This is a genomic window from Streptococcus infantis SPAR10 (assembly GCF_000279535.1).
Classification (GTDB): Bacteria; Bacillota; Bacilli; order Lactobacillales; family Streptococcaceae; genus Streptococcus; species Streptococcus infantis_I.
In genome coordinates, this window is sequence record NZ_ALCH01000001.1 from 1 (window position 1) to 26,181 (window position 26,181).

The window sequence follows — 26,181 nt, forward strand, 5'->3', positions numbered from 1 at the left end:
TTCTAAAAGTAGGTATAATAGAAAGAGTTGAAAAAGCTCAAGGTCCGTTGGTCAAGGGGTTAAGACACCGCCTTTTCACGGCGGTAACACGGGTTCGAATCCCGTACGGACTATGGGTGTATCGCGGTTGATGGAAATAGGATTTAAAAAAGTTAAAAAAACCTGTTGACAGAGAAAAGTGACTGTGATATACTAATATAGTTGTCGCAAGCGCGACAAAGACCTTTGAAAACTGAACAAGACGAACCAATGTGCAGGGCACTATAACTTAAGGTTGTAGTACTGAACAATGAAAAAACAATAAATCTGTCAGTGACAGAAATGAGTGAGAACTCAAACTTTTAATGAGAGTTTGATCCTGGCTCAGGACGAACGCTGGCGGCGTGCCTAATACATGCAAGTAGAACGCTGAAGGAGGAGCTTGCTCTTCGGATGAGTTGCGAACGGGTGAGTAACGCGTAGGTAACCTGCCTGGTAGCGGGGGATAACTATTGGAAACGATAGCTAATACCGCATAAAGTAGATATCGCATGATAGCTGCTTGAAAGGTGCAATTGCACCACTACCAGATGGACCTGCGTTGTATTAGCTAGTTGGTGAGGTAACGGCTCACCAAGGCAACGATACATAGCCGACCTGAGAGGGTGATCGGCCACACTGGGACTGAGACACGGCCCAGACTCCTACGGGAGGCAGCAGTAGGGAATCTTCGGCAATGGACGGAAGTCTGACCGAGCAACGCCGCGTGAGTGAAGAAGGTTTTCGGATCGTAAAGCTCTGTTGTAAGAGAAGAACGAGTGTGAGAGTGGAAAGTTCACACTGTGACGGTATCTTACCAGAAAGGGACGGCTAACTACGTGCCAGCAGCCGCGGTAATACGTAGGTCCCGAGCGTTGTCCGGATTTATTGGGCGTAAAGCGAGCGCAGGCGGTTAGATAAGTCTGAAGTTAAAGGCTGTGGCTTAACCATAGTACGCTTTGGAAACTGTTTAACTTGAGTGCAAGAGGGGAGAGTGGAATTCCATGTGTAGCGGTGAAATGCGTAGATATATGGAGGAACACCGGTGGCGAAAGCGGCTCTCTGGCTTGTAACTGACGCTGAGGCTCGAAAGCGTGGGGAGCAAACAGGATTAGATACCCTGGTAGTCCACGCCGTAAACGATGAGTGCTAGGTGTTAGACCCTTTCCGGGGTTTAGTGCCGTAGCTAACGCATTAAGCACTCCGCCTGGGGAGTACGACCGCAAGGTTGAAACTCAAAGGAATTGACGGGGGCCCGCACAAGCGGTGGAGCATGTGGTTTAATTCGAAGCAACGCGAAGAACCTTACCAGGTCTTGACATCCCTCTGACCGCTCTAGAGATAGAGTTTTCCTTCGGGACAGAGGTGACAGGTGGTGCATGGTTGTCGTCAGCTCGTGTCGTGAGATGTTGGGTTAAGTCCCGCAACGAGCGCAACCCCTATTGTTAGTTGCCATCATTCAGTTGGGCACTCTAGCGAGACTGCCGGTAATAAACCGGAGGAAGGTGGGGATGACGTCAAATCATCATGCCCCTTATGACCTGGGCTACACACGTGCTACAATGGTTGGTACAACGAGTCGCAAGCCGGTGACGGCAAGCTAATCTCTTAAAGCCAATCTCAGTTCGGATTGTAGGCTGCAACTCGCCTACATGAAGTCGGAATCGCTAGTAATCGCGGATCAGCACGCCGCGGTGAATACGTTCCCGGGCCTTGTACACACCGCCCGTCACACCACGAGAGTTTGTAACACCCGAAGTCGGTGAGGTAACCTTTTAGGAGCCAGCCGCCTAAGGTGGGATAGATGATTGGGGTGAAGTCGTAACAAGGTAGCCGTATCGGAAGGTGCGGCTGGATCACCTCCTTTCTAAGGATAAGGAATGCACATTGGTCTTGTTTAGTCTTGAGAGGTCTTGTGGGGCCTTAGCTCAGCTGGGAGAGCGCCTGCTTTGCACGCAGGAGGTCAGCGGTTCGATCCCGCTAGGCTCCATTGGTGAGAGATCACCAAGTAATGCACATTGAAAATTGAATATCTATATCAAATAGTAACAAGAAAATAAACCGAAAACGCTGTAGTATTAATAAGAGTTTATGACTGAAAGGTCAAAAAAGTAAGGTTAAGTTAATAAGGGCGCACGGTGGATGCCTTGGCACTAGGAGCCGAAGAAGGACGTGACAAACGACGATATGCCTTGGGTAGCTGTAAGTAAGCGATGATCCAGGGATTTCCGAATGGGGGAACCCAACAGGTACTACCTGTTACCCATATCTGTTAAGGATATGAGGAGGAAGACGCAGTGAACTGAAACATCTAAGTAGCTGCAGGAAGAGAAAGCAAAAGCGATTGCCTTAGTAGCGGCGAGCGAAACGGCAGGAGGGCAAACCGAAGAGTTTACTCTTCGGGGTTGTAGGACTGCAATGTGGACTCAAAGCTATAGAAGAATGACATGGGAAGGTCAGCCAAAGAGAGTGAGAGCCTCGTATTTAAAATAGTCTTTGTACCTAGCAGTATCCTGAGTACGGCGAGACACGTGAAATCTCGTCGGAATCTGGGAGGACCATCTCCCAACCCTAAATACTCCCTAGTGACCGATAGTGAACCAGTACCGTGAGGGAAAGGTGAAAAGCACCCCGGGAGGGGAGTGAAATAGAACCTGAAACCGTGTGCCTACAACAAGTTCGAGCCCGTTAATGGGTGAGAGCGTGCCTTTTGTAGAATGAACCGGCGAGTTACGATATGATGCGAGGTTAAGTTGAAGAGACGGAGCCGTAGGGAAACCGAGTCTGAATAGGGCGCTTTAGTATTATGTCGTAGACCCGAAACCATGTGACCTACCCATGAGCAGGTTGAAGGTGCGGTAAGACGCACTGGAGGACCGAACCAGGGCACGTTGAAAAGTGCTTGGATGACTTGTGGGTAGCGGAGAAATTCCAAACGAACTTGGAGATAGCTGGTTCTCTCCGAAATAGCTTTAGGGCTAGCGTCGACATCAAGATTCTTGGAGGTAGAGCACTGTTTGGGTGAGGGGTCCATCCCGGATTACCAATCTCAGATAAACTCCGAATGCCAATGAATTATGGTCGGCAGTCAGACTGCGAGTGCTAAGATCCGTAGTCGAAAGGGAAACAGCCCAGACCACCAGCTAAGGTCCCAAAATAATTGTTAAGTGGAAAAGGATGTGGGGTTGCACAGACAACTAGGATGTTAGCTTAGAAGCAGCTATTCATTCAAAGAGTGCGTAATAGCTCACTAGTCGAGTGACCCTGCGCCGAAAATGTACCGGGGCTAAAACAATTTACCGAAGCTGTGGATACCTTTATAGGTATGGTAGGAGAGCGTTCTATGTGTGGAGAAGGTGTACCGTGAGGAGCGCTGGAACGCATAGAAGTGAGAATGCCGGTATGAGTAGCGAAAGACAGGTGAGAATCCTGTCCACCGTAAGACTAAGGTTTCCAGGGGAAGGCTCGTCCGCCCTGGGTTAGTCGGGACCTAAGGAGAGACCGAAAGGTGTATCCGATGGACAACAGGTTGATATTCCTGTACTAGAGTATGTAGTGATGGAGGGACGCAGTAGGCTAACTAAAGCAGACGATTGGAAGTGTCTGTCTAAGCAGTGAGGTGTGAATTGAGTTAAATGCTTAATTCTATAACATTGAGCTGTGATGGGGAGCGAAGTTTAGTAGCGAAGTTAGTGACGTCACACTGCCAAGAAAAGCTTCTAGCGTTTAACATACTCTACCCGTACCGCAAACCGACACAGGTAGTCGAGGCGAGTAGCCTCAGGTGAGCGAGAGAACTCTCGTTAAGGAACTCGGCAAAATGACCCCGTAACTTCGGGAGAAGGGGTGCTGACTTTACGTCAGCCGCAGTGAATAGGCCCAAGCAACTGTTTATCAAAAACACAGCTCTCTGCTAAATCGTAAGATGATGTATAGGGGGTGACGCCTGCCCGGTGCTGGAAGGTTAAGAGGAGTGCTTAGCGTAAGCGAAGGTATGAATTGAAGCCCCAGTAAACGGCGGCCGTAACTATAACGGTCCTAAGGTAGCGAAATTCCTTGTCGGGTAAGTTCCGACCCGCACGAAAGGCGTAATGATTTGGGCACTGTCTCAACGAGAGATTCGGTGAAATTTTAGTACCTGTGAAGATGCAGGTTACCCGCGACAGGACGGAAAGACCCCATGGAGCTTTACTGCAGTTTGATATTGAGTGTCTGTACCACATGTACAGGATAGGTAGGAGTCTATGAGATCGGGACGCCAGTTTCGAAGGAGACGATGTTGGGATACTACCCTTGTGTTATGGCCACTCTAACCCGGATAGGTGATCCCTATCGGAGACAGTGTCTGACGGGCAGTTTGACTGGGGCGGTCGCCTCCTAAAAGGTAACGGAGGCGCCCAAAGGTTCCCTCAGAATGGTTGGAAATCATTCGCAGAGTGTAAAGGTATAAGGGAGCTTGACTGCGAGAGCTACAACTCGAGCAGGGACGAAAGTCGGGCTTAGTGATCCGGTGGTTCCGTATGGAAGGGCCATCGCTCAACGGATAAAAGCTACCCTGGGGATAACAGGCTTATCTCCCCCAAGAGTTCACATCGACGGGGAGGTTTGGCACCTCGATGTCGGCTCGTCGCATCCTGGGGCTGTAGTCGGTCCCAAGGGTTGGGCTGTTCGCCCATTAAAGCGGCACGCGAGCTGGGTTCAGAACGTCGTGAGACAGTTCGGTCCCTATCCGTCGCGGGCGTAGGAAATTTGAGAGGATCTGCTCCTAGTACGAGAGGACCAGAGTGGACTTACCGCTGGTGTACCAGTTGTCTTGCCAAAGGCATCGCTGGGTAGCTATGTAGGGAAGGGATAAACGCTGAAAGCATCTAAGTGTGAAACCCACCTCAAGATGAGATTTCCCATGATTTTATATCAGTAAGAGCCCTGAGAGATGATCAGGTAGATAGGTTAGAAGTGGAAGTGTGGCGACACATGTAGCGGACTAATACTAATAGCTCGAGGACTTATCCAAAGTAACTGAGAATACGAAAGCGTAAGGTTTTCTTGGAATTTGATAGATATTCAATTTTGAGTAGGTATTACTCAGAGTTAAGTGACGATAGCCTAGGAGATACACCTGTACCCATGCCGAACACAGAAGTTAAGCCCTAGAACGCCGGAAGTAGTTGGGGGTTGCCCCCTGTGAGATATGGAAGTCGCTTAGCTTTTATCCGCCATAGCTCAGTTGGTAGTAGCGCATGACTGTTAATCATGATGTCGTAGGTTCGAGTCCTACTGGCGGAGTAGTTAAACGTTCTAAGGAACGTTTTTTTGTTTCCTTGGGTTTATTTACGAGGATTTTTCAGTATTTTTTTCATCTATTTTTACTTCTTTTCTTTGTTTTAAGTTTGTTCAGCTTAAAATTTTTACTTTATAGAAATATTTATCTATTTATTTAGCCTTTCTGATAAACTTGTTTTATCAATAAGAAAGGTTTTTTATATGCTTCAAAAATATTACGATCGATCTTTGGTTTTTCTAAAGCAAATCGAAAATGAATATTCAATTTTATTTCAAAGTACTGATGAATGGGAATTACTTCATCTTAAATTTTTACTTTATTATTTAATTCGTTTTAAGATAAAGAATGAGAAGGATTTTCTCCTCTGTCATTTTCGAGCAGCGTACCGGATCTATCTTAATTATCTATTAGGGCAAAATTTAAATTATTCATTTTAATAAAATTTCATTTCATCTATTACGAACAATAATAATTAATTTTAAAAAATATTTAGATTATGCTAATTTTTTGTATTTTTTTAAATCAAAAGTAAAAGAATTCCCTAATCTTTTCTAGTGTTAATTCTTGATAAAATAGGCTTTTTTTCTTATAATAAATTGTAAGATATTATTGTGGGTGAGACTCCCACCATGTATATGAGAAAGGACGAGCCTTTTGGCTCAGACGAAAATTTATTATGACTTCAGTTGTTGTTGTAGGTACCCAATGGGGTGATGAAGGTAAAGGGAAAATTACAGATTTTCTTTCAGCTAATGCGGAAGTGATTGCTCGTTACCAAGGCGGAGATAATGCAGGTCACACAATTGTTATTGATGGAAAGAAATTTAAATTGCACTTGATTCCTTCAGGTATTTTCTTCCCAGAAAAAATCTCTGTTATTGGTAATGGGATGGTTGTCAACCCTAAATCTCTTGTGAAAGAATTGTCTTATTTGCATGAAGAAGGTGTTACAACAGATAATCTTAGAATTTCTGATCGTGCGCATGTTATTTTGCCTTATCACATTGAGTTAGACCGTCTTCAAGAAGAAGCTAAGGGTGATAACAAGATTGGGACGACAATTAAAGGAATTGGTCCAGCCTATATGGACAAGGCAGCTCGTGTTGGAATTCGTATTGCGGATCTTTTGGATAAAGAAATCTTCCGTGAACGTTTAGAACGTAATCTTGCTGAGAAAAATCGTCAATTTGTAAAATTGTATGATAGTGAACCTATTTCAATTGATGATATTTTTGAAGAATACTATGAGTATGGCCAACAAATCAAGCAATATGTGACTGATACTTCTGTTATCTTGAACGACGCGCTTGATAATGGTAAACGGGTTCTCTTTGAGGGTGCACAAGGTGTCATGTTGGATATTGACCAAGGTACTTATCCATTTGTTACTTCATCAAACCCAGTGGCTGGTGGTGTGACAATTGGTTCTGGAGTAGGTCCAAGCAAGATTGACAAAGTTGTCGGTGTATGTAAGGCTTATACAAGTCGTGTAGGTGATGGTCCTTTCCCAACCGAGCTATTTGATGAAGTTGGTGATCGTATTCGTGAAGTGGGGCATGAGTATGGGACAACTACTGGGCGTCCTCGCCGTGTAGGTTGGTTCGACTCAGTTGTTATGCGTCATAGCCGTCGTGTTTCTGGTATCACAAATCTCTCTTTGAACTCTATTGATGTTTTGAGTGGCTTGGATACAGTAAAAATCTGTGTGGCCTATGATCTTGACGGTCAACGTATTGATTACTACCCAGCTAGTCTCGAACAATTGAAACGTTGTAAACCAATCTACGAAGAATTGCCTGGTTGGTCTGAAGATATCACTGGAGTACGTAATTTGGAAGACCTTCCTGAAAATGCACGCAACTATGTTCGCCGTGTTAGCGAATTGGTGGGTGTTCGTATTTCAACATTCTCAGTAGGTCCTGGTCGTGAACAGACAAATATTTTAGAAAGTGTTTGGTCATAGCAGATTTTTAAGATTTGTTTAAGACAGGTTGGATATACTATAGACAGTTACAAGAAGACCTCCTAACTTGTTGTAACAAATTTCCTAAACTTTTCTTTTTCATAATAATCTCCCTATAAAGTCACCGCATTCGGTGGCTTTTTTTGTGTTGAGAAACATGGTATAATGATAGAATTGATAGCTAGGAAGAGAGAAGAGATGAATTACACGCTTGAAGAAAAAGAAGCTTTTATGAGAGAGGCCTTAAAAGAGGCAGAGATTGCTTTAGAGCATGATGAAATCCCGATTGGTTGTGTAATTGTCAAGGATGGAAAAGTCATTGGGAGAGGACACAATGCTCGAGAGGAGTTGCAACGGGCAGTCATGCATGCGGAAATTATGGCCATAGAGAATGCTAATTTGAGCGAAGAGAGTTGGCGTTTGCTCGATTGTACGCTTTTTGTGACCATAGAGCCGTGTGTCATGTGTAGTGGGGCAATTGGTCTCGCACGGATTCCAAACGTGGTCTACGGGGCTAAAAATCAGAAATTTGGCGCCGCTGGGAGCTTGTACGATATTCTAACAGATGAGAGGCTCAATCACCGTGTGGACGTTGAAACAGGTGTTTTAGAGAATGAGTGCGCAGAGATTATGCAAGACTTTTTCCGAAATCGACGTAAAAAATAATTTCTCTTTAAAAATAGAGGGGAATGTGGTATAATAACTAGTGGAGCAACAGTTCTGCGTGAAGCGGGTCAGGGGAGGAATCCAGCAGCCCTAAGCGAGTGTGAATTGTGTGCTCTTTTTTCGTGCTTTTTTCGAATAAATAAGATAAAATAGCCTAGAATAAAAGATTAAAAAGAGGAATAATATGAAAATTCGTGGTTTTGAATTAGTTTCTAGCTTTACAGATGAAACTTTGTTACCTAAACGAGAGACAGCACACGCAGCTGGCTACGACTTAAAGGTGGCAGAGCGCACAGTGATTGGACCAGGAGAAATCGTCCTCGTCCCAACAGGTGTTAAGGCTTATATGCAGCCGACTGAAGTGCTCTATCTTTATGACCGTTCATCAAATCCTCGTAAAAAAGGTTTGGTCTTGATTAACTCTGTGGGTGTCATTGACGGAGATTATTATGGCAATCCAGGGAATGAGGGACATATCTTTGCACAGATGAAGAATATCACAGATCAAGAAGTTGTTCTTGAAGTTGGAGAACGTGTAGTTCAGGCTGTCTTTGCACCATTTTTAATTGCAGATGGAGATGAGGCAGACGGAGTTCGTACTGGTGGGTTTGGATCAACTGGGCACTAAGATGAAGATTATCTTTGTACGTCATGGAGAGCCAGATTACCGTGAGTTAGAGGAGCGTTCTTATACGGGATTTGGGATAGACTTGGCCCCTTTATCGGTAAAAGGAAGACAACAAGCTCAGGAACTTTGCAAAAATCTTTTGTTTGGCTCAGCTGATATACTGGTGTCTTCTGCAGTGACGCGAGCATTAGAAACGGCTTCTTATGTATCTTGTGCTACTGGGCTTCCTTTGAGAGTGGAGCCATTATTGCATGAATGGCAGGTCTATGAAAGTGGCATAGATAGATTTGAAGAAGCTAGAAGACTATTTTTAGAAAATAATGGGGAGTTGCTCCTAAATTCTCCTGTTCAATATGAGACAGCTGTAGAGATGAAGACTCGTTTTCTAGAATGCATGGCTAAGTATCGGGAACATCAAACTGTGGTAGTTGTAGCCCATCGAATGCTGATACGGCAGTTTGTACCAAATGAGAAGATTGATTTTTGCCAAGTGATTGAATGTGAGATAGAGATATAGAAAGAGGTTTATTATCGCAAAGAAAAAGGCGACATTTGTGTGTCAAAATTGTGAATATAATTCACCAAAGTATTTAGGACGCTGTCCAAACTGTGGAGCTTGGTCTTCTTTTGTTGAGGAGGTTGAGGTTGCAGAAGTCAAGAATGCGCGTGTGTCCTTGACAGGTGAGAAAACCAAGCCCATGAAATTGGCAGAAGTAACTTCTATTAATGTCAATCGAACCAAGACTGAGATGGAGGAATTCAACCGTGTACTCGGTGGAGGTGTGGTGCCAGGGAGTCTCGTCCTAATTGGTGGAGATCCAGGTATTGGAAAATCAACCCTTCTCTTACAAGTATCAACTCAGTTGTCTCAAGTAGGAACAGTTCTCTATGTCAGTGGGGAGGAGTCTGCTCAACAGATCAAACTCCGTGCAGAGCGCTTGGGGGATATTGATAGCGAGTTTTATCTCTATGCTGAGACCAATATGCAGAGCGTGAGAGCTGAGGTGGAGCGAATCCAACCAGACTTTCTTATCATCGATTCGATCCAGACCATTATGTCTCCTGAGATTTCAGGGGTACAAGGGTCGGTTTCCCAAGTACGCGAGGTGACAGCTGAACTCATGCAGCTGGCCAAGACCAATAACATTGCTATCTTTATCGTAGGGCATGTGACCAAGGAAGGAACTTTGGCTGGTCCTCGTATGTTGGAACATATGGTGGATACGGTGCTTTACTTTGAAGGGGAACGTCACCATACCTTCCGGATTCTGAGAGCAGTCAAGAACCGTTTTGGATCGACCAATGAAATCGGGATTTTTGAAATGCAATCAGGTGGTTTGGTTGAAGTCCTGAATCCTAGTGAAGTGTTTCTGGAAGAACGCTTGGATGGAGCGACTGGTTCGTCCATCGTTGTGACTATGGAAGGAACACGTCCAATTCTTGCTGAAGTGCAGGCCTTGGTGACGCCGACCATGTTTGGGAATGCTAAGCGTACGACGACAGGGCTTGATTTCAATCGTGCTAGTCTGATTATGGCTGTCTTGGAAAAACGGGCTGGTCTCTTGCTTCAAAATCAGGATGCCTATCTTAAATCAGCTGGTGGTGTCAAATTAGATGAACCTGCTATTGACCTGGCTGTTGCAGTTGCTATTGCTTCTAGCTACAAGGACAAGCCAACCAATCCCCAGGAATGTTTTGTAGGAGAGTTGGGCTTGACGGGAGAGATTCGGCGCGTAAATCGTATCGAACAACGGATCAATGAAGCCGCTAAGCTTGGATTTACAAAAATCTATGTACCAAAAAACTCCCTAACAGGTATAAAGCCACCTAAGGAAATTCAGGTGATTGGGGTGACGACTATTCAGGAAGTCTTGAAAAAAGTATTCTCCTAATCGTTATGGTCAGTTTTAGATGACTAATTATTTTATTGCTAACATTTATTAAAAATAAGGAGGAATTTCTGATGAAATTTTCTATGGATAGTCAAATGCAGTTTCCTTTGGTAGAGTTGTCGCTCAATCAGGGGGAAACGGTCTTTATTCAGCGTGGTAGCATGGTCTACCATACACCTAATGTAAGTCTCAATACCCAGCTCAATGCAAGCGGTTCTGGTTTGGGACGTTTTGTCAAAGCTGTAGGGCGTTCAATGGTTTCTGGTGAAAGTACCTTTATCACTCAAGCTGTTGCAGAGTCTGACAACGGCAACCTTGCTTTAGCACCAGATACTCCTGGTCAAGTGATTGCTCTTGAGCTAGGCGAAAACCAGTACCGATTGAATGATGGGGCCTTTTTAGCTCTTGATGGTACAGCTTTCTATACAATGGAGCGCCAGTCTATTGGGAAAGCTCTGTTCGGAGGGCAAGGCGGTCTCTTTGTGATGACAACCCAAGGTCAGGGAACTCTTTTGGCCAATGCTTTTGGATCTATTAAGAAAATTGAGCTACAAAACCAAGAAATAACCATCGACAATGCCCATGTGGTGGCTTGGAGTCAATCTCTGGACTATGATATCCACTTAGAAAATGGCTTCTGGCAGTCTATTGGTACAGGCGAAGGAGTGGTGAATACCTTCCGAGGTACCGGTGAGGTCTATGTACAAAGTCTCAATCTTCAGAGCTTTGCAGGCTCTCTTAACAAGTATATCCAAAAAGGTTCATAATATTAAAAAACTAGGACAGAAACCCAAGCTAGTTGCTGGATGTCTCTGTCCCAGTTTTTTTATATGAAAGTTAACAGCTGACAAGACAAAGAAAAGATGGTAAGATAGGAGATAAATAATTTGGTGTTCAAATTATCTGGCAGACTAGAAAGTGAGTTGTCATGTCCTATTTTGAAAATTTTTTAAAAGCCAATCAAGCTTATGTAGAACTACATGGAGATTTGCATTTATCCATTAAACCCAAGACCAAGGTTGCAATCGTAACTTGTATGGATTCGCGTCTACACGTTGCGCCAGCTCTGGGGTTAGCTCTGGGAGATGCCCATATCTTACGGAATGCGGGTGGTCGAGTGACTGAGGATATGATTCGCTCACTTGTAATTTCCCAACAACAAATGGGGACAAGAGAAATTGTGGTTCTTCATCATACAGACTGCGGGGCTCAAACCTTCAATAACGAGGATTTTCAAGAGCACCTAAAATGTGAATTGGGAGTTGATGTATCTGGGCAGGACTTTTTACCGTTTCAAGACATCGATGAGAGTGTTCGAGAGGATATGAAATTGCTGCGAGAATGCCCCTTAATTCCAGATGATGTTATTATTTCAGGAGCTGTTTACGATGTGGATACAGGTAGTATGAGGGAGATATACTAACTTTTTAATTAAAAGCTTCTGGAGTAGCATGAAGTAGGATGATAAGATTGACACATTTCATCCTCAATATCACTAATATAAAATAGCATAAGACAATAGTATAAAAGTCTACTCTTGTCTTATTTTTTATTGAAAAATCGAGAAAAAAGCGCTACAATGGTAGATGGAAAAATGTTGTGAAAAACACAAGTGATACATAAATACTGGAGGAAATCATGTCTTTTTCTGATTTAAAGCTATTTGCCCTTTCTTCAAATAAAGAATTGGCAGAACGTGTGGCACAAGAGATTGGGATAGAATTGGGAAAATCGACTGTTCGTCAATTTTCAGATGGAGAAATTCAAGTTAATATCGAAGAATCGATCCGTGGAAAACACGTCTTTATTCTACAATCAACTAGCTCACCAGTAAATGATAATCTACTTGAGATTTTGATTATGGTAGACGCTTTGAAGCGCGCCAGTGCAGAATCTGTCAACGTTGTTATGCCTTACTATGGTTATGCACGTCAGGATAGAAAGGCAAGAGCGCGTGAGCCAATCACTTCAAAACTCGTTGCAAATATGCTTGAAGTAGCTGGAGTTGATCGTTTGTTGACAATCGACTTGCACGCAGCACAGATTCAAGGGTTCTTTGATATTCCGGTGGATCACTTGATGGGTGCTCCATTGATTGCGGATTACTTTGAGCGTCGTGGCATGGTTGGTTCTGACTATGTCGTTGTCAGCCCGGACCACGGTGGGGTGACTCGTGCTCGTAAATTAGCAGAATTTTTGAAAACTCCAATTGCCATTATCGACAAGCGTCGTAGTGTAGACAAGATGAATACTAGTGAAGTTATGAATATCATTGGTAAGGTAGAAGGTAAGACTTGTATCTTGATTGACGATATGATTGATACAGCTGGAACCATTTGTCATGCGGCTGATGCTCTAGCAGAAGCAGGAGCTGTTGAAGTTTACGCAAGTTGTACGCACCCAGTTCTTTCTGGTCCAGCAATGGAGAATATCCAGAAATCAGCCATTAAAAAATTGGTTGTTTTGGATACTATCTATCTTCCAGAAGAACGTTTGATTGATAAGATTGAACAAATTTCTATCGCTCATCTTTTAGGCGATGCAATCATCCGTATCCACGAAAAACGTCCTCTTTCTCCATTGTTTAGTATCGAGAAGACTATTTAAAATTACAGCTGAAAAAATAAAATATACTCTTAGAAATACAGAACCTAACACTCGCAAAACTCTGCATTGTTCGGATTTCAAACATTTTTATATCAATTATTTCAAGAATTTTATTTGATTTTTGTAATTCGAATGAATTTTACTTGTTTTTACCAGAAAATATAAATTTATTTTTAAAAAAGCTTGACAACTCTAATATATGTGATATAATTTGAGTTAGTAAGGATTATCCTTATAATTAAATTTTAAAATTAAAGAGGAGATAAAACAATGAAGAAAGTTTTATTATCATCAGTAGCAGCTCTTGCAGTATTTTCTGCAGCAGCTCCAGCATTTGCATCTGACAATTCATATAGCTCAAATGCATTGATTCAAAAACACTACGTTTCAGAACGTGATATCGCTGACGAAGCAAACACACAAGTAGCAGCACACGAAGCTGAAATTAACGCTGAAGCTGAAAACGATGCAGCAGTTGTAGCAGCAAAACAAGCTCTTGAAGCATACGGATCAGGTCACCTTTACGGTGATTACGTTGCTAAACTTGAAGCAGCTCGTACTGAAGCACGTAATGTTGTACGCAACAAATATGTAGCTCGCCTTCAAGATGCATACCGTGACACTGCTTATGCTGAAGGTAAATACTGGAACGATCCAACTGGCGTTCAAGACAACAAAACAAAAGACATGCGTGATCAAGAAGATAAAGCTCTTAACCATGGTGTAGCTGAACAAGTATCTCCTGATCAAGCAGCAGCTGATCAAGCAGCAACTCAACCAGAAGGTGGTAAACCAGGTGCTGTAGACCAAGCTAAAAAAGCAGATGCAGCAGCTAAAAAAGCAGGAGCTTCTGCAAAAGCAGGTCAAAAAGCCCTTCCAAAAACACACGCTGTTAAATAATTTATTTATTTGGTGAAGTATACTATCACTGAAACTTTGTTTCAGTGATTTTTTTAGTAAATAACGAGGTAGAAAAATGAGTGGACACTCTAGAACAAAGAAAACACCAATTACTAAAATAATTGCTTCTATCGCAGCAGTAGCTATCGTTGCTTTGGGAGGCTTGTTTATATATAATAACAGCTTCTCAGCATCAAGTGAGAATAAGACGACTGAAACTACCGTTACCCAGGAAGCGTCAAAGCAAGCTTATACTGCTAGCGAGGAAGAAAAGGAATATCTCTCTAATAAATTTAAAGGTTTACTTGCAACAAACTCTGAAACTGTGGGGTATGTATATATTCCGGGTACACAGTTAGATGAACCAGTCGTTCAAACAACGGATAATGCGACTTATTTAGATAAGCGCTTTGATGGAGTTAACGAGCCTTTAATGGGGACAGTCTTTATGGACGCTGATAACAAGAAGGATTTTAGCGATCGATTAACTTGGTTATTTGGTCACGCTCGTGGTAGTAAAGTTCCTGATCACCGTATGTTTAAAGATGTGAACTATTTCAGTCGCCAAGAATATTTTGATGCACACCCTTATGTTGTCATTGAAACTCCAGAGAGAAAGTACTATTATGAAGCTGTTGCCATGATTATTGTTCCAGAAGAAACAGCTTTTTACCGTACTTCTTTTGATGATGATGCAGATTTTGAGAAACAGCTAACTACTATTTATGATACTGCAGAGGTTAAGAAACCAAATGTCAAGGTATCAGCTAAGGATAAATATCTTGTGCTTTCTACTTGTCGTGAAGAAGATGATACGATTCGTGCCAATCTCTACCTTCGACAAATTCCTGATTCAGAGTTGAGTGACTTTGTCAAACAACACGGAGAAAGCCTTCAGTATAAACCAACAAGAGAATAATCTTTAAATAAAATCTTTATGATCCTCTTAAAATTAAATGAATAGTTTAATTTTAAGAGGATTTTTTATTTTCATAGCAAATTTCTACAAACCCTTTCAAAATATGCTATACTGATGAAAAAGGAGGGTTTCTATGACTCAAGAATTTATCAATCCAAGTGATGGAGTGATCCGTCGGTATCTAGCAAGCAGTAAAACTCTAGCTGTAGTAGGCTTATCCGATCGTGAGGAAACAACTAGCAATCGAGTGACTAAAGAAATGCAGGCTCGTGGCTATAAAATTATTCCAGTTAACCCTAAAGCTGCAGGTGGCGAGATTTTGGGAGAAAAGGCTTATGCCAGTCTAGCTGAAATTCCTTTCCCTGTAGATATCGTCAATGTCTATCGTCGCAGTGAATTTTTACCTGATGTAGCACGAGACTTTCTCAAGGCGGATGCCAAGATTTTCTGGGCACAATTAGAACTTGAAAGTTTGGAAGCAGCAGAAATCTTGCGTGCTGGGGGATGCGATGACATCGTGATGAACCGTTGTATTAAGAGAGAACATACACGTTTAATTCTTGAACAATAAAAAGGTAGCCTAAAGGCTACCTTTTTTATTAGAAAATACCGATGAGTATTTGCATGCCAAGACTAGTCAGGATGATAGCAATCCAGCAAAGGGCTCCAAGAAGAATGGATTTTCCACTGGATTTGATCATAGCAACGAGGTTGGTTTTGAGACCGATAGCACTCATGGCCATGATAATAAGGAATTTAGAGAGTTGTTTGAGAGGTGCAAAGAAGCTATTGCTAACACCAAAAGAAGTAAGGACGGTAGTTAGCAGAGAAGCTAGGATAAAGTAGAGAATGAAAACGGGGAAGATTTTTTTGAGTTTTACTCCTTGGTTATCACCTTGTTGGCGACTTTGCCAGTATGAGAGAAAGAGAGTAATAGGGATAATAGCTAAGGTACGAGTCAGTTTGACAATAGTAGCAGATTCGAGAGTATTGCTTTGGTAGAGGCTATCCCAGGCGCTAGCTGTGGCTGTTACAGAGGACGTATCGTTGACCGCAGTACCCGCAAAGAGAGCAAAACCTTCGTTGGAAAGATGGAGCCAAGAACCTAGAGTTGGAAAGATAAGAGCTGCCAAGACATTGAAGAAAAAGATAACAGAAATGGCTTGGGCTACTTCTTTTTCCTTGGCGTGAATAACAGGAGCAGTCGCTGCAATGGCAGAACCGCCACAGATAGAAGATCCAACTCCAATCAAGGTAGCTAGCTTTGTATCAAGGTTAAAAAATCGTTGGAAAAAGAAAGCTATAATCAAAGCGATAGAAATAGTCGAAAGGATAACAGGGAGGGAAGATTTTCCAACTGCGAAAACTTGTGAGATATTGAGTCCAAACCCAAGCAAGATAACAGCATATTGAAGCAGTTTTTTGGAGCTATAAGTCAAGCCGGCATCCAGTTGTTTATAAGAAGTGAGAAAGGGATGGAGAATCATTCCGATAAAAATGGCGAAAACAGGTGCTCCCACAACAGGCAGAAAGCCTCCTAAAACCCAAGAGATGATAGAAATGATTAGACAGACTAGCAGTCCTGCCCAATTTTTTGATAGAAATGACATAAAAACCTCCGAAAATAAATACTACTTATTATAATCTTATCTGTCAGAAAAGTAAAATAGAAAGTAGGAATAAGGTTGTAAATTAACGGAATTTTGCGGTCAGAGAGCTTTTGTAGTATAATAGATATATGTTCTTTGATCAAGGAGGATATATATGGACTTAACCAAACGCTTTAATAAACAATTAGATAAGATACAAGTTTCCTTGATTCGTCAATTTGACCAGGCTATTTCAGAGATTCCTGGTGTCCTGCGATTGACCTTGGGAGAACCAGATTTTACAACGCCAGATCATGTCAAGGAAGCTGCAAAGCGAGCCATTGATCAAGATCAATCCTACTATGCAGGTATGAGTGGTTTGTTGACATTGCGTCAGGCGGCGAGTGATTTTGTAAAAGAGAAATATCAGCTGGACTACAATCCAGAGAATGAAATCTTGGTCACAATTGGTGCGACAGAGGCTCTATCAGCCACTCTGACAGCTATTTTGGAGGAAGGAGACAAGGTTCTCTTGCCAGCTCCTGCCTATCCTGGCTATGAGCCAATAGTTAATCTAGTTGGTGCAGAGATTGTCGAGATTGATACGACTGAGAATGGTTTTGTCTTAACTCCAGAAATGCTAGAAAAAGCGATTTTAGAGCAAGGTGACAAGCTCAAGGCAGTTATTCTCAACTATCCAGCCAACCCTACAGGAATTACTTATAGTCGCGAGCAATTAGAAGCCTTGGCAGCTGTTTTACGCAAGTATGAGATTTTCGTAGTCTGTGATGAAGTCTACTCAGAATTGACCTATACAGGGGAAAATCATGTATCTTTGGGAACTATGTTGAGAGATCAGGCAATTATCATTAACGGTCTTTCTAAATCCCATGCCATGACAGGTTGGCGTTTAGGTTTTATCTTTGCACCAGCAAACTTCACAGCTCAACTCATCAAGAGTCATCAGTATTTGGTAACTGCTGCAAACACCATGGCACAACATGCTGCGGTGGAAGCATTGACAGCTGGTAAAGATGATGCAGAACCCATGAAGAAGGAATATATCCAGCGTCGGGACTACATTATCGACAAGATGACTGACCTCGGCTTTGAGATTATCAAACCAGATGGGGCTTTTTATATCTTTGCTAAGATTCCGGCAGGCTATAATCAAGATTCCTTTGCTTTTCTGAAGGATTTTGCCCAGAAGAAGGCTGTTGCTTTTATTCCTGGTGCTGCCTTTGGTCAGTATGGAGAGGGCTATGTTCGCCTATCTTATGCAGCTAGCATGGGAACCATCAGAGAAGCTATGAAACGACTTGAGGAGTACATGAGAGAAGCATGATTCAATCGATTACGAGTCAGGGTTTAGTACTTTACAATCGAAATTTTCGAGAGGATGATAAGCTTGTTAAAATCTTTACAGAACAGGCAGGGAAGCGCATGTTTTTTGTCAAACACGCCGGCCAATCCAAACTAGCTCCTGTCATTCAACCTTTAGTCTTAGCCCATTTTCTCCTAAAAGTCAATGACGATGGACTTAGTTATATAGAAGATTATCATGAGGTGAAGACTTTTCCGAAAATCAATAGTGACCTCTTTGTTATGGCTTATGCGACTTACGTTGCAGCCTTGGCAGATGCGAGTTTGCAGGATAATCAAGAAGATGCTCCCTTATTTGCTTTTTTGCAAAAGACTTTAGAGCTGATGGAAGAGGGTCTGGATTATCAAGTTTTGACCAATATTTTTGAAATTCAAATATTGACACGTTTCGGAATCAGTCTCAACTTTAATGAGTGTACTTTTTGCCACCGTGTGGGACAAGCCTTTGACTTCTCCTTCAAATACGGGGCTTGTCTTTGTCCCGATCATTACCATGAAGATGAGAAACGATGTCATCTAAATCCCAATATTCCTTATCTGCTCAATCAATTTCAAGCCATTGATTTTGAGACCTTGGAGGCTATCTCACTTAAGGCCGAAATCAAGCAAGACTTGCGTAAGTTTATGGACCAAATCTACGAGGAATATGTCGGCATTCATCTAAAATCAAAGAAATTTATTGATTCCCTAGCCGACTGGGGACAACTACTGAAAGAGGAAGACAAATGAAAAAAATCGCAGTTGATGCAATGGGTGGCGATTACGCACCACAAGCTATTGTAGAGGGAGTTAATCAAGCCCTTGCTGACTTTTCAGATATTGAAGTCCAACTTTATGGAGATGAAAGCAAAATCAAGCAATATCTAACAGCTACAGAGCGCGTCAGCATTATCCATACGGATGAAAAAATCGACTCAGATGATGAGCCTACAAAAGCCATCCGCAAGAAGAAAAATTCCAGCATGGTATTGGCAGCTAAGGCTGTCAAAGATGGAGAGGCAGATGCAGTTCTTTCTGCAGGAAATACAGGTGCCTTGTTAGCAGCAGGATTCTTCATCGTTGGTCGTATCAAAAATATCGATCGACCAGGTCTTATGTCAACCTTGCCAACTATTGATGGAAAAGGTTTTGATATGCTTGACCTTGGTGCTAATGCAGAAAATACAGCTCATCACCTGCATCAATACGCTATCCTAGGTTCCTTCTATGCTAGAAATGTTCGTGGCATTGAAAAACCTCGTGTAGGTTTGCTTAATAACGGGACAGAGAGCAGCAAGGGAGATCCACTCCGCAAGGAAGCCTATGACCTATTAGTGGCTGATAAGAGTTTGAATTTCGTCGGGAACGTGGAAGCACGTGATTTGATGGATGGTGTTGCTGATGTAGTCGTAACAGATGGTTTCACGGGAAACGCTGTTCTCAAAGCTATTGAAGGGACTGCTATGGGTATCATGGGCTTGCTTAAAAATGCTATTGTAGGTGGCGGTCTTAGAGCCAAGCTAGGGGCTTTCCTTCTTAAGGATAACCTCAGAGGTTTGAAAAAACAGCTCAACTATTCAGATGTTGGAGGCGCGGTTCTGTTTGGTGTTAAGGCACCAGTAGTTAAGACTCATGGCTCAAGTGATGCCAAGGCTGTCTATAGCACAATACGCCAGATTCGTACCATGCTTGAGACAGATGTAGTTGCTCAAACTGCGCGTGAATTTTCAGAGGAATAAGGAGAACAATATGACAGAACAACAAATTTTTGACCGTATCGTAACCATCATTCAAGAGCGTCAAGGAGAAGACTTTGTCGTAACCGAAAACTTGAGCTTAAAGGATGATTTAGATGCTGATTCAGTAGATTTGATGGAATTTGTCCTAACCGTTGAGGATGAATTTGGAATTGAGATCAGTGATGAAGAAATTGACAACCTCCAAAGTGTTGCAGACGTATTAGCAATCATCAAAAATAGAATATAAGAAAAAGCAACATGCTGGTCATGTTGCTTTTTTGATTGTGTGAAGTTTGAATGATTGTGGTCTGGTTATCTAAATAGTCTGATTTGATTTTTTTCTAAATGTTTTAGAGTGAAGAATACGTTTACGTTCGTAAAACATTTGATTTATGCTTATTTTTGTGTTAGAATGAGGCAAAGTAATACGAAAGGCGAATAATAAAATGTCCAGCAAACTTATTTATACGGGAAAAGCTAAAGATATCTATACTACAGAAGACGAACATGTGATTAGGTCCGTTTATAAGGACCAAGCTACCATGCTTAATGGTGCTCGTAAAGAGACCATCGAAGGCAAAGGTGTGCTCAATAATCAGATTTCGTCTCTTATTTTTGAAAAATTGAATGCTGCAGGTGTGGCTACTCACTTTATCGAACGTATCTCTGACACAGAACAACTCAACAAGAAAGTGACCATCATTCCTTTGGAGGTTGTGCTTCGTAACGTGACTGCGGGTTCTTTCTCAAAACGTTTTGGCGTGGAAGAAGGTTTGGACTTGAAAACTCCAATCGTTGAATTTTACTACAAGAACGATGAGTTGGATGATCCATTCATCAATGATGAGCATGTGAAGTTCTTGGATATTGCCAATGATGAACAAATCGCTTATATCAAGGAAGAAACACGTCGCATCAATGGATTGCTGAAAGATTGGTTTGCACAAATTGGTCTTCGTTTGATTGACTTCAAATTGGAATTTGGTTTTGATAAGGATGGCAAGATCATCTTGGCAGATGAATTTTCACCAGATAACTGCCGCCTTTGGGATGCTGAAGGGCACCATATGGACAAGGATGTTTTCCGTAGAGATTTGGGCAGTCTAACGGATGTTTATAAGGTCGTGTTAGAAAAATTGCAAGGATTGAAGTAAAGTTTTACTTGGTCGTCACTACAATCTTTAAGTAGAAATAGATAAAGGAACTAAAATGGATAAACGTATTTTCGTTGAGAAAAAAGCTGATTTTCGTGTCAAATCTGACTCTTTAGTAAAAGAATTACAGCATAATCTTCAGTTGAAAACCTTGAAGGATCTTCGGATTGTTCAGGTTTACGATGTCTTTAATTTGGCAGAGGACTTGTTTGCGCGTGCGGAAAAACATATTTTTTCTGAGCAGGTGACCGATACTGTTTTGGATGAAGCTGAGGTTAAGGCTGATCTTGAGAAGTATGCTTTCTTTGCTATCGAAAGTTTGCCTGGTCAATTTGATCAACGTGCGGCGTCTTCACAAGAAGCTTTGCTTTTGTTGGGTAGTTCAAATGATGTAACAGTGAACACAGCACAACTTTACTTGGTCAATAAGGATATTGATGCGAATGAATTGGAAGCTGTTAAAAACTATCTCTTGAACCCAGTGGATTCTCGTTTCAAAGACATCACTCTTGGTATTGCGAAACAGGATTTCTCTGAGTCTGACAAGACCATTCCAAATTTGGATTTCTTTGAAACATATACAGCAGAAGATTTTGCACAGTATAAGGCTGAGCAAGGATTGGCCATGGAAGTGGATGACCTTCTCTTCATTCAAGATTACTTCAAGTCTATTGGTCGTGTACCAACTGAGACTGAGTTGAAGGTGTTGGATACTTACTGGTCTGACCACTGTCGTCACACAACTTTCGAGACTGAGTTGAAAAACATCGACTTCTCAGCTTCTAAATTCCAAAAACAATTGCAAGCGACTTATGACAAGTATATTGCCATGCGTGATGAGTTGGGACGTACAGAAAAACCTCAAACCTTGATGGATATGGCGACTATTTTTGGTCGTTATGAGCGTGCCAATGGTCGTTTGGACGACATGGAAGTGTCTGATGAAATCAATGCCTGCTCCGTTGAAATTGAAGTGGATGTCAATGGTGTGAAAGAACCATGGCTTCTCATGTTCAAAAACGAAACTCACAACCACCCAACGGAGATCGAACCATTTGGTGGAGCGGCAACTTGTATCGGTGGTGCCATTCGTGACCCATTGTCAGGTCGCTCCTACGTTTACCAAGCCATGCGTATTTCAGGTGCTGGCGATATTACAGCTCCAATTTCAGAAACTCGCGCTGGGAAATTACCACAACAAGTGATTTCTAAAACAGCGGCTCACGGTTATTCTTCATATGGGAACCAAATTGGTCTGGCGACGACCTATGTTCGTGAATACTTCCACCCAGGTTTCGTTGCTAAACGTATGGAGCTAGGTGCAGTTGTCGGTGCAGCTCCTAAGGAAAATGTTGTCCGTGAAAAACCTGAAGCAGGTGATGTGATTATCTTGCTCGGTGGTAAGACTGGACGTGACGGTGTCGGTGGTGCGACAGGTTCTTCTAAAGTTCAAACAGTTGAATCTGTTGAAACAGCTGGTGCTGAGGTTCAAAAAGGGAATGCCATCGAAGAACGTAAGATCCAACGTCTTTTCCGTAATGGGGAAGTGACACGTCTGATCAAGAAATCAAATGACTTTGGTGCTGGTGGTGTCTGTGTGGCTATCGGTGAATTGGCAGATGGTCTTGAAATTGATCTAGACAAAGTGCCATTAAAATATCAAGGCTTGAACGGTACAGAAATTGCCATCTCTGAATCTCAAGAACGGATGGCTGTAGTGGTTCGTCCAGAAGATGTAGATGCCTTCATTGCAGCATGTAACAAAGAAAATATTGACGCGGTTGTCGTTGCGACAGTGACCGAAAAACCAAATCTTGTCATGCACTGGAATGGTGAAACCATCGTTGATTTGGAACGTCGTTTCCTTGATACAAACGGTGTACGTGTAGTTGTGGATGCTAAGGTGGTTGACAAGGATGTCAAGCTTCCAGAAGAACGCCAAACATCTGCCGAAACCCTTGAAGCTGATACTCTTGAAGTCTTGTCTGACCTCAACCATGCTAGTCAAAAAGGGCTACAAACCATCTTTGATAGTTCAGTTGGACGTTCAACAGTCAATCACCCACTAGGAGGTCGCTACCAAATCACACCAACGGAGGCTTCAGTACAGAAATTGCCAGTCCAACATGGTGTGACTCATACGGCATCAGTCATGGCACAAGGCTTTAACCCATACATCGCAGAATGGTCTCCGTACCACGGTGCTGCTTATGCGGTTATCGAAGCAACTGCTCGTTTGGTTGCTGCTGGTGCAAACTGGTCTAAGGCTCGTTTCTCTTATCAAGAATACTTCGAGCGCATGGACAAGCAAGCGGAGCGCTTTGGCCAACCAGTAGCAGCTCTTCTTGGATCAATTGAAGCTCAGATTCAACTTGGTTTGCCATCTATCGGTGGGAAGGACTCTATGTCTGGTACCTTTGAAGAATTGACAGTACCACCAACCTTGGTTGCTTTTGGTGTGACAACAGCAGACAGCCGTAAGGTTCTTTCTCCAGAATTTAAAGCTGCTGGTAAAAATATCTATTACATCCCAGGTCAAGCTTTGGCACAAGAAATTGACTTTGAACTGATAAAGTCTAACTTTGCTAAGTTTGAAGCCATCCAAGCAACTCACAAAGTCACAGCAGCATCAGCGGTCAAATATGGTGGTATCCTTGAAGCTCTTGCCCTTGCAACATTTGGTAACCATATCGGTGCCACTGTAACCCTTGAAAATCTTGAGGCTGCCTTGACAGCTCAATTGGGTGGATTCGTCTTCACATCTCCTGAAGAAATTGCAGGTGTTGCCAAGATCGGACAAACAGTAGCGGACTTTACACTTACTGTCAATGGTGTAAGGCTTGATGGACACAAACTTGACAGTGCCTTCCAAGGTAAATTGGAAGAAGTTTATCCAACGGAATTTGCACAGGCAACTGAGTTGGAAGAAGTACCTGCTGTAGCATCAGATGCTGTTATCAAAGCTAAGGAAACAGTTAAGACACCAGTGGTTTACATCCCAGTGTTCCCAGGTACTAACTCTGAGTACGATTCAGCTAAGGCCTTTGAAAAAGAAGGTGCAAAAGTCAACTTAGTACCATTTGTAACATTGAATGAAGAAGCGATTGTCAAGTCTGTTGACACTATGGTTGACAATATCGAAAAAGCGAATATTATCTTCTTTGCAGGTGGCTTCTCAGCAGCGGATGAACCAGATGGATCCGCTAAATTCATCGTGAACATCTTGCTCAATGAAAAAGTGCGTACAGCTATCGATGGCTTCATTGAAGGTGGTGGTTTGATTATCGGTATCTGTAACGGATTCCAAGCGCTTGTTAAATCAGGTCTTCTTCCATATGGTAACTTTGAAGATGCAAGTAGCACCAGTCCAACTCTCTTCTACAATGATGCTAACCAACACGTGGCTAAGATGGTTGAAACACGGATTGCCAACACCAACTCACCATGGCTTGCTGGCGTGAAAGTTGGTGACATCCATGCCATACCAGTATCACACGGTGAAGGTAAGTTTGTCGTGACAGCTGAGGAATTTGCAGAACTTCGTGACAATGGTCAAATCTTTACCCAATATGTTGACTTCGAAGGCAAACCAAGCATGGACTCTAAGTACAATCCAAATGGTTCTGTTAATGCGATTGAAGGTATCACAAGCAAGAACGGTCAAATCATTGGGAAGATGGGACACTCAGAACGTTTCGAAGACGGTCTCTTCCAAAATATTCCAGGAAATAAAGACCAGTATCTCTTTGCATCAGCGGTTCAATATTTTACTGGAAAATAAAAGGTATACAACATGACATACGAAGTAAAATCTCTTAATGAAGAGTGTGGTGTTTTTGGTATCTGGGGTCACCCAGATGCTGCCAAATTGACCTATTTTGGACTCCATAGTCTTCAGCACCGTGGTCAGGAGGGGGCAGGAATCCTCTCCAATGACCAAGGGAAATTGAAGCGTCATCGTGATATGGGGCTTTTATCAGAAGTCTTCAAAAATCCTGCGAATTTGGATAAATTGACAGGAACTGGAGCCATTGGGCACGTGCGTTATGCGACTGCGGGAGAAGCTTCTGTAGACAATATCCAACCTTTCCTTTTCCGCTTTCACGATATGCAGTTTGGTTTGGCTCATAATGGAAATCTGACTAATGCAGAATCGCTCAAACAAGAATTGGAACAAAGAGGAGCGATTTTCAGCTCAACTTCTGACTCTGAAATCTTGGCTCACCTTATTCGCCGTAGCCACAATCCAAATTTGATGGGTAAAATCAAGGAAGCGCTCAGTCTTGTCAAAGGTGGTTTTGCTTATCTCTTGATGTTTGAAGATAAGTTAATTGCAGCGCTTGATCCAAATGGCTTCCGTCCTCTGTCAATCGGGAAAATGGCTAATGGAGCAGTAGTGGTTTCATCTGAAACCTGTGCCTTTGAAGTAATCGGTGCTGAGTGGATTCGCGACGTAAAACCAGGCGAGATTGTCATTATTGATGACAATGGTATCCAGTATGACAGCTATACAAACGATACTCAACTGGCTATCTGTTCCATGGAGTATATCTATTTTGCCCGTCCCGACTCTAACATCCATGGTGTCAATGTCCATACGGCTCGTAAGAGAATGGGGGCTCAACTGGCACGTGAGTTCAAGTATGAAGCTGATATCGTAGTCGGGGTGCCAAACTCCTCTCTTAGCGCAGCTATGGGATTTGCGGAAGAATCAGGTCTACCAAATGAAATGGGACTAATCAAGAACCAATATACGCAACGGACCTTTATCCAGCCGACTCAAGAATTACGCGAGCAAGGGGTTCGGATGAAGTTATCTGCTGTTTCTGGTGTTGTAAAAGGCAAACGTGTGGTTATGATTGATGACTCTATCGTGCGAGGAACAACATCTCGTCGTATTGTCCAACTCTTGAAAGAAGCGGGGGCATCAGAAGTGCACGTTGCCATTGGTAGTCCTGCTCTTGCCTATCCATGTTTCTACGGGATTGATATCCAGACACGTCAGGAGCTGATTGCGGCCAATCATACGGTCGAAGAGACTCGCCAAATCATTGGTGCGGATAGCTTGACCTATCTTTCGATTGATGGCTTGATTGATTCTATCGGCATCGAAACAGATGCGCCGAACGGTGGTCTCTGTGTCGCTTACTTTGACGGTGACTACCCAACGCCTCTCTACGACTATGAAGAAGACTATCGTAGAAGTTTGGATGACAAGATCAGTTTTTACAAATAGACGGATAAAAACTCTCCATTAAAGGAAAGGAAGAGGAGACAAAGATGACAAATAAAAATGCATACGCTCCACGTCTCACTACTGACTAAAAGCTAAAGCATTTGTCAGTAGACGCTTTCTCCTATGGGACCAAAGCTAGAGACCTGACTAGTATTTTTAGATAAAATAATTGTTTATCTAAAAATACGTCGCAGTCTTTCTCAAAAAAAGAAAAGGAATGAATA

20 protein-coding genes, 3 tRNA genes, 3 rRNA genes and 1 other RNA gene are annotated in these 26,181 nt (G+C 42.5%); 26 read left to right on the forward strand and 1 reads right to left on the reverse strand.

Annotated elements, in window-relative coordinates; translation table 11 throughout:
* The first annotated feature begins 41 nt into the window (after nt 1–41).
* From SPAR10_RS02150 to SPAR10_RS02230, 19 genes are all read left to right on the forward strand, one after another.
* Nucleotides 42–113, forward strand: a tRNA-Glu gene (locus tag SPAR10_RS02150).
* A gap of 227 nt (nt 114–340) precedes the next feature.
* A 16S ribosomal RNA gene (locus SPAR10_RS02155) occupies nt 341–1,885 on the forward strand.
* 50 nt (nt 1,886–1,935) lie between these two features.
* Nucleotides 1,936–2,008: transfer RNA gene (locus tag SPAR10_RS02160), tRNA-Ala, on the forward strand.
* A gap of 125 nt (nt 2,009–2,133) precedes the next feature.
* Nucleotides 2,134–5,032 (forward strand): 23S ribosomal RNA (locus SPAR10_RS02165).
* 77 nt (nt 5,033–5,109) lie between these two features.
* A 5S ribosomal RNA gene (gene rrf / locus SPAR10_RS02170) occupies nt 5,110–5,225 on the forward strand.
* Together the 16S, 23S and 5S rRNA genes with 3 tRNA genes alongside form the textbook arrangement of a ribosomal RNA operon.
* A 5-nt stretch (nt 5,226–5,230) precedes the next feature.
* A tRNA-Asn gene (locus SPAR10_RS02175) sits at nt 5,231–5,304 on the forward strand.
* Between the two features lie 198 nt (nt 5,305–5,502).
* Nucleotides 5,503–5,739, forward strand: a complete 237-nt coding sequence (gene comW, locus SPAR10_RS11195; RefSeq protein WP_006149115.1) for a sigma(X)-activator ComW — start codon at nt 5,503–5,505, stop codon at nt 5,737–5,739.
* A gap of 239 nt (nt 5,740–5,978) precedes the next feature.
* The gene (locus tag SPAR10_RS02180) at nt 5,979–7,265 is read left to right on the forward strand and encodes an adenylosuccinate synthase (protein ID WP_004250345.1); all 1,287 of its coding nucleotides are present in this window, start codon (nt 5,979–5,981) and stop codon (nt 7,263–7,265) included.
* A 198-nt stretch (nt 7,266–7,463) separates the two neighbouring features.
* Nucleotides 7,464–7,931 carry a tRNA adenosine(34) deaminase TadA gene (tadA, locus tag SPAR10_RS02185; RefSeq protein ID WP_004250346.1) on the forward strand — a complete coding sequence of 156 codons (468 nt, stop codon included), beginning with the start codon at nt 7,464–7,466 and terminating at the stop codon, nt 7,929–7,931.
* Nucleotides 7,932–7,963: 32 nt separating this feature from the next.
* Nucleotides 7,964–8,062: signal recognition particle sRNA small type (gene ffs, locus SPAR10_RS10640), an RNA gene on the forward strand.
* Between the two features lie 53 nt (nt 8,063–8,115).
* Nucleotides 8,116–8,559 carry a dUTP diphosphatase gene (locus SPAR10_RS02190; RefSeq protein WP_004250347.1) on the forward strand — a complete coding sequence of 148 codons (444 nt, stop codon included), beginning with the start codon at nt 8,116–8,118 and terminating at the stop codon, nt 8,557–8,559.
* A complete protein-coding gene (locus SPAR10_RS02195; protein ID WP_033630843.1) occupies nt 8,510–9,076 on the forward strand; it encodes a histidine phosphatase family protein in 567 nt (188 codons plus the stop codon). The genes SPAR10_RS02190 and SPAR10_RS02195 overlap by 50 nt, the downstream gene beginning before the upstream one ends.
* A 13-nt stretch (nt 9,077–9,089) precedes the next feature.
* A complete protein-coding gene (radA, locus tag SPAR10_RS02200) occupies nt 9,090–10,451 on the forward strand; it encodes a DNA repair protein RadA (RefSeq protein WP_080581389.1) in 1,362 nt (453 codons plus the stop codon).
* Between the two features lie 71 nt (nt 10,452–10,522).
* Complete coding sequence (locus tag SPAR10_RS02205; RefSeq protein WP_004250353.1) at nt 10,523–11,218, forward strand: TIGR00266 family protein; 696 nt, start codon at nt 10,523–10,525, stop codon at nt 11,216–11,218.
* Nucleotides 11,219–11,379: 161 nt separating this feature from the next.
* Complete coding sequence (locus SPAR10_RS02210) at nt 11,380–11,874, forward strand: beta-class carbonic anhydrase (protein ID WP_004250355.1); 495 nt, start codon at nt 11,380–11,382, stop codon at nt 11,872–11,874.
* 215 nt (nt 11,875–12,089) lie between these two features.
* A complete protein-coding gene (locus tag SPAR10_RS02215; protein WP_004250356.1) occupies nt 12,090–13,058 on the forward strand; it encodes a ribose-phosphate diphosphokinase in 969 nt (322 codons plus the stop codon).
* Between the two features lie 270 nt (nt 13,059–13,328).
* The gene (gene abpA / locus SPAR10_RS02220) at nt 13,329–13,958 is read left to right on the forward strand and encodes an amylase-binding adhesin AbpA (RefSeq protein WP_004250358.1); all 630 of its coding nucleotides are present in this window, start codon (nt 13,329–13,331) and stop codon (nt 13,956–13,958) included.
* Nucleotides 13,959–14,034: 76 nt separating this feature from the next.
* Entirely contained in the window at nt 14,035–14,877 is an 843-nt protein-coding gene (gene srtB, locus SPAR10_RS02225; RefSeq protein ID WP_004250360.1) for a class B sortase, LPKTxAVK-specific, read from the forward strand.
* 133 nt (nt 14,878–15,010) lie between these two features.
* On the forward strand, nt 15,011–15,448 hold the full coding sequence (locus tag SPAR10_RS02230; RefSeq protein ID WP_004250362.1) for a CoA-binding protein: 438 nt from the start codon (nt 15,011–15,013) through the stop codon (nt 15,446–15,448).
* Nucleotides 15,449–15,476: 28 nt separating this feature from the next.
* Here SPAR10_RS02230 and SPAR10_RS02235 read toward each other — a convergent pair whose 3' ends face one another.
* Nucleotides 15,477–16,487 (reverse strand): YeiH family protein, encoded by a 1,011-nt coding sequence (locus SPAR10_RS02235; protein ID WP_004250363.1) that lies wholly within the window; start codon nt 16,485–16,487, stop codon nt 15,477–15,479.
* Between the two features lie 154 nt (nt 16,488–16,641).
* On the opposite strand from SPAR10_RS02235, the gene SPAR10_RS02240 reads away from it, so the two are divergent.
* From SPAR10_RS02240 to purF, 7 genes are all read left to right on the forward strand, one after another.
* Nucleotides 16,642–17,811, forward strand: a complete 1,170-nt coding sequence (locus SPAR10_RS02240; RefSeq protein ID WP_004250366.1) for a pyridoxal phosphate-dependent aminotransferase — start codon at nt 16,642–16,644, stop codon at nt 17,809–17,811.
* Nucleotides 17,808–18,578: a DNA repair protein RecO gene (gene recO, locus SPAR10_RS02245; protein WP_004250368.1), complete on the forward strand. Its 771-nt coding sequence runs from the start codon at nt 17,808–17,810 to the stop codon at nt 18,576–18,578. The genes SPAR10_RS02240 and recO overlap by 4 nt, the downstream gene beginning before the upstream one ends.
* Nucleotides 18,575–19,567, forward strand: coding sequence for a phosphate acyltransferase PlsX (gene plsX, locus SPAR10_RS02250; RefSeq protein ID WP_004250369.1), 993 nt, complete (start codon nt 18,575–18,577; stop codon nt 19,565–19,567). The genes recO and plsX overlap by 4 nt, the downstream gene beginning before the upstream one ends.
* Before the next feature lie 10 nt (nt 19,568–19,577).
* Nucleotides 19,578–19,814, forward strand: coding sequence for an acyl carrier protein (locus SPAR10_RS02255; RefSeq protein ID WP_004250370.1), 237 nt, complete (start codon nt 19,578–19,580; stop codon nt 19,812–19,814).
* Between the two features lie 199 nt (nt 19,815–20,013).
* Nucleotides 20,014–20,721 carry a phosphoribosylaminoimidazolesuccinocarboxamide synthase gene (purC, locus tag SPAR10_RS02260; RefSeq protein WP_004250372.1) on the forward strand — a complete coding sequence of 236 codons (708 nt, stop codon included), beginning with the start codon at nt 20,014–20,016 and terminating at the stop codon, nt 20,719–20,721.
* 55 nt (nt 20,722–20,776) lie between these two features.
* Nucleotides 20,777–24,502 (forward strand): phosphoribosylformylglycinamidine synthase, encoded by a 3,726-nt coding sequence (locus tag SPAR10_RS02265; RefSeq protein ID WP_004250373.1) that lies wholly within the window; start codon nt 20,777–20,779, stop codon nt 24,500–24,502.
* A gap of 12 nt (nt 24,503–24,514) precedes the next feature.
* Complete coding sequence (gene purF, locus SPAR10_RS02270; protein ID WP_004250374.1) at nt 24,515–25,957, forward strand: amidophosphoribosyltransferase; 1,443 nt, start codon at nt 24,515–24,517, stop codon at nt 25,955–25,957.
* The last annotated feature ends 224 nt before the right edge of the window (nt 25,958–26,181 follow it).

What these genes read in the sequence shown, in the direction of transcription:
- comW (WP_006149115.1), top strand. Translation starts at nt 5,503, where the DNA reads ATGCTTCAAAAATATTACGATCGATCTTTGGTTTTTCTAAAGCAAATC.
- SPAR10_RS02180 (WP_004250345.1), top strand. Translation starts at nt 5,979, where the DNA reads ATGACTTCAGTTGTTGTTGTAGGTACCCAATGGGGTGATGAAGGTAAA.
- tadA (WP_004250346.1), top strand. Translation starts at nt 7,464, where the DNA reads ATGAATTACACGCTTGAAGAAAAAGAAGCTTTTATGAGAGAGGCCTTA.
- SPAR10_RS02190 (WP_004250347.1), top strand. Translation starts at nt 8,116, where the DNA reads ATGAAAATTCGTGGTTTTGAATTAGTTTCTAGCTTTACAGATGAAACT.
- SPAR10_RS02195 (WP_033630843.1), top strand. Translation starts at nt 8,510, where the DNA reads ATGAGGCAGACGGAGTTCGTACTGGTGGGTTTGGATCAACTGGGCACT.
- SPAR10_RS02205 (WP_004250353.1), top strand. Translation starts at nt 10,523, where the DNA reads ATGAAATTTTCTATGGATAGTCAAATGCAGTTTCCTTTGGTAGAGTTG.
- SPAR10_RS02210 (WP_004250355.1), top strand. Translation starts at nt 11,380, where the DNA reads ATGTCCTATTTTGAAAATTTTTTAAAAGCCAATCAAGCTTATGTAGAA.
- SPAR10_RS02215 (WP_004250356.1), top strand. Translation starts at nt 12,090, where the DNA reads ATGTCTTTTTCTGATTTAAAGCTATTTGCCCTTTCTTCAAATAAAGAA.
- abpA (WP_004250358.1), top strand. Translation starts at nt 13,329, where the DNA reads ATGAAGAAAGTTTTATTATCATCAGTAGCAGCTCTTGCAGTATTTTCT.
- srtB (WP_004250360.1), top strand. Translation starts at nt 14,035, where the DNA reads ATGAGTGGACACTCTAGAACAAAGAAAACACCAATTACTAAAATAATT.
- SPAR10_RS02230 (WP_004250362.1), top strand. Translation starts at nt 15,011, where the DNA reads ATGACTCAAGAATTTATCAATCCAAGTGATGGAGTGATCCGTCGGTAT.
- SPAR10_RS02235 (WP_004250363.1), bottom strand. Translation starts at nt 16,487, where the DNA reads ATGTCATTTCTATCAAAAAATTGGGCAGGACTGCTAGTCTGTCTAATC.
- SPAR10_RS02240 (WP_004250366.1), top strand. Translation starts at nt 16,642, where the DNA reads ATGGACTTAACCAAACGCTTTAATAAACAATTAGATAAGATACAAGTT.
- recO (WP_004250368.1), top strand. Translation starts at nt 17,808, where the DNA reads ATGATTCAATCGATTACGAGTCAGGGTTTAGTACTTTACAATCGAAAT.
- plsX (WP_004250369.1), top strand. Translation starts at nt 18,575, where the DNA reads ATGAAAAAAATCGCAGTTGATGCAATGGGTGGCGATTACGCACCACAA.
- SPAR10_RS02255 (WP_004250370.1), top strand. Translation starts at nt 19,578, where the DNA reads ATGACAGAACAACAAATTTTTGACCGTATCGTAACCATCATTCAAGAG.
- purC (WP_004250372.1), top strand. Translation starts at nt 20,014, where the DNA reads ATGTCCAGCAAACTTATTTATACGGGAAAAGCTAAAGATATCTATACT.
- SPAR10_RS02265 (WP_004250373.1), top strand. Translation starts at nt 20,777, where the DNA reads ATGGATAAACGTATTTTCGTTGAGAAAAAAGCTGATTTTCGTGTCAAA.
- purF (WP_004250374.1), top strand. Translation starts at nt 24,515, where the DNA reads ATGACATACGAAGTAAAATCTCTTAATGAAGAGTGTGGTGTTTTTGGT.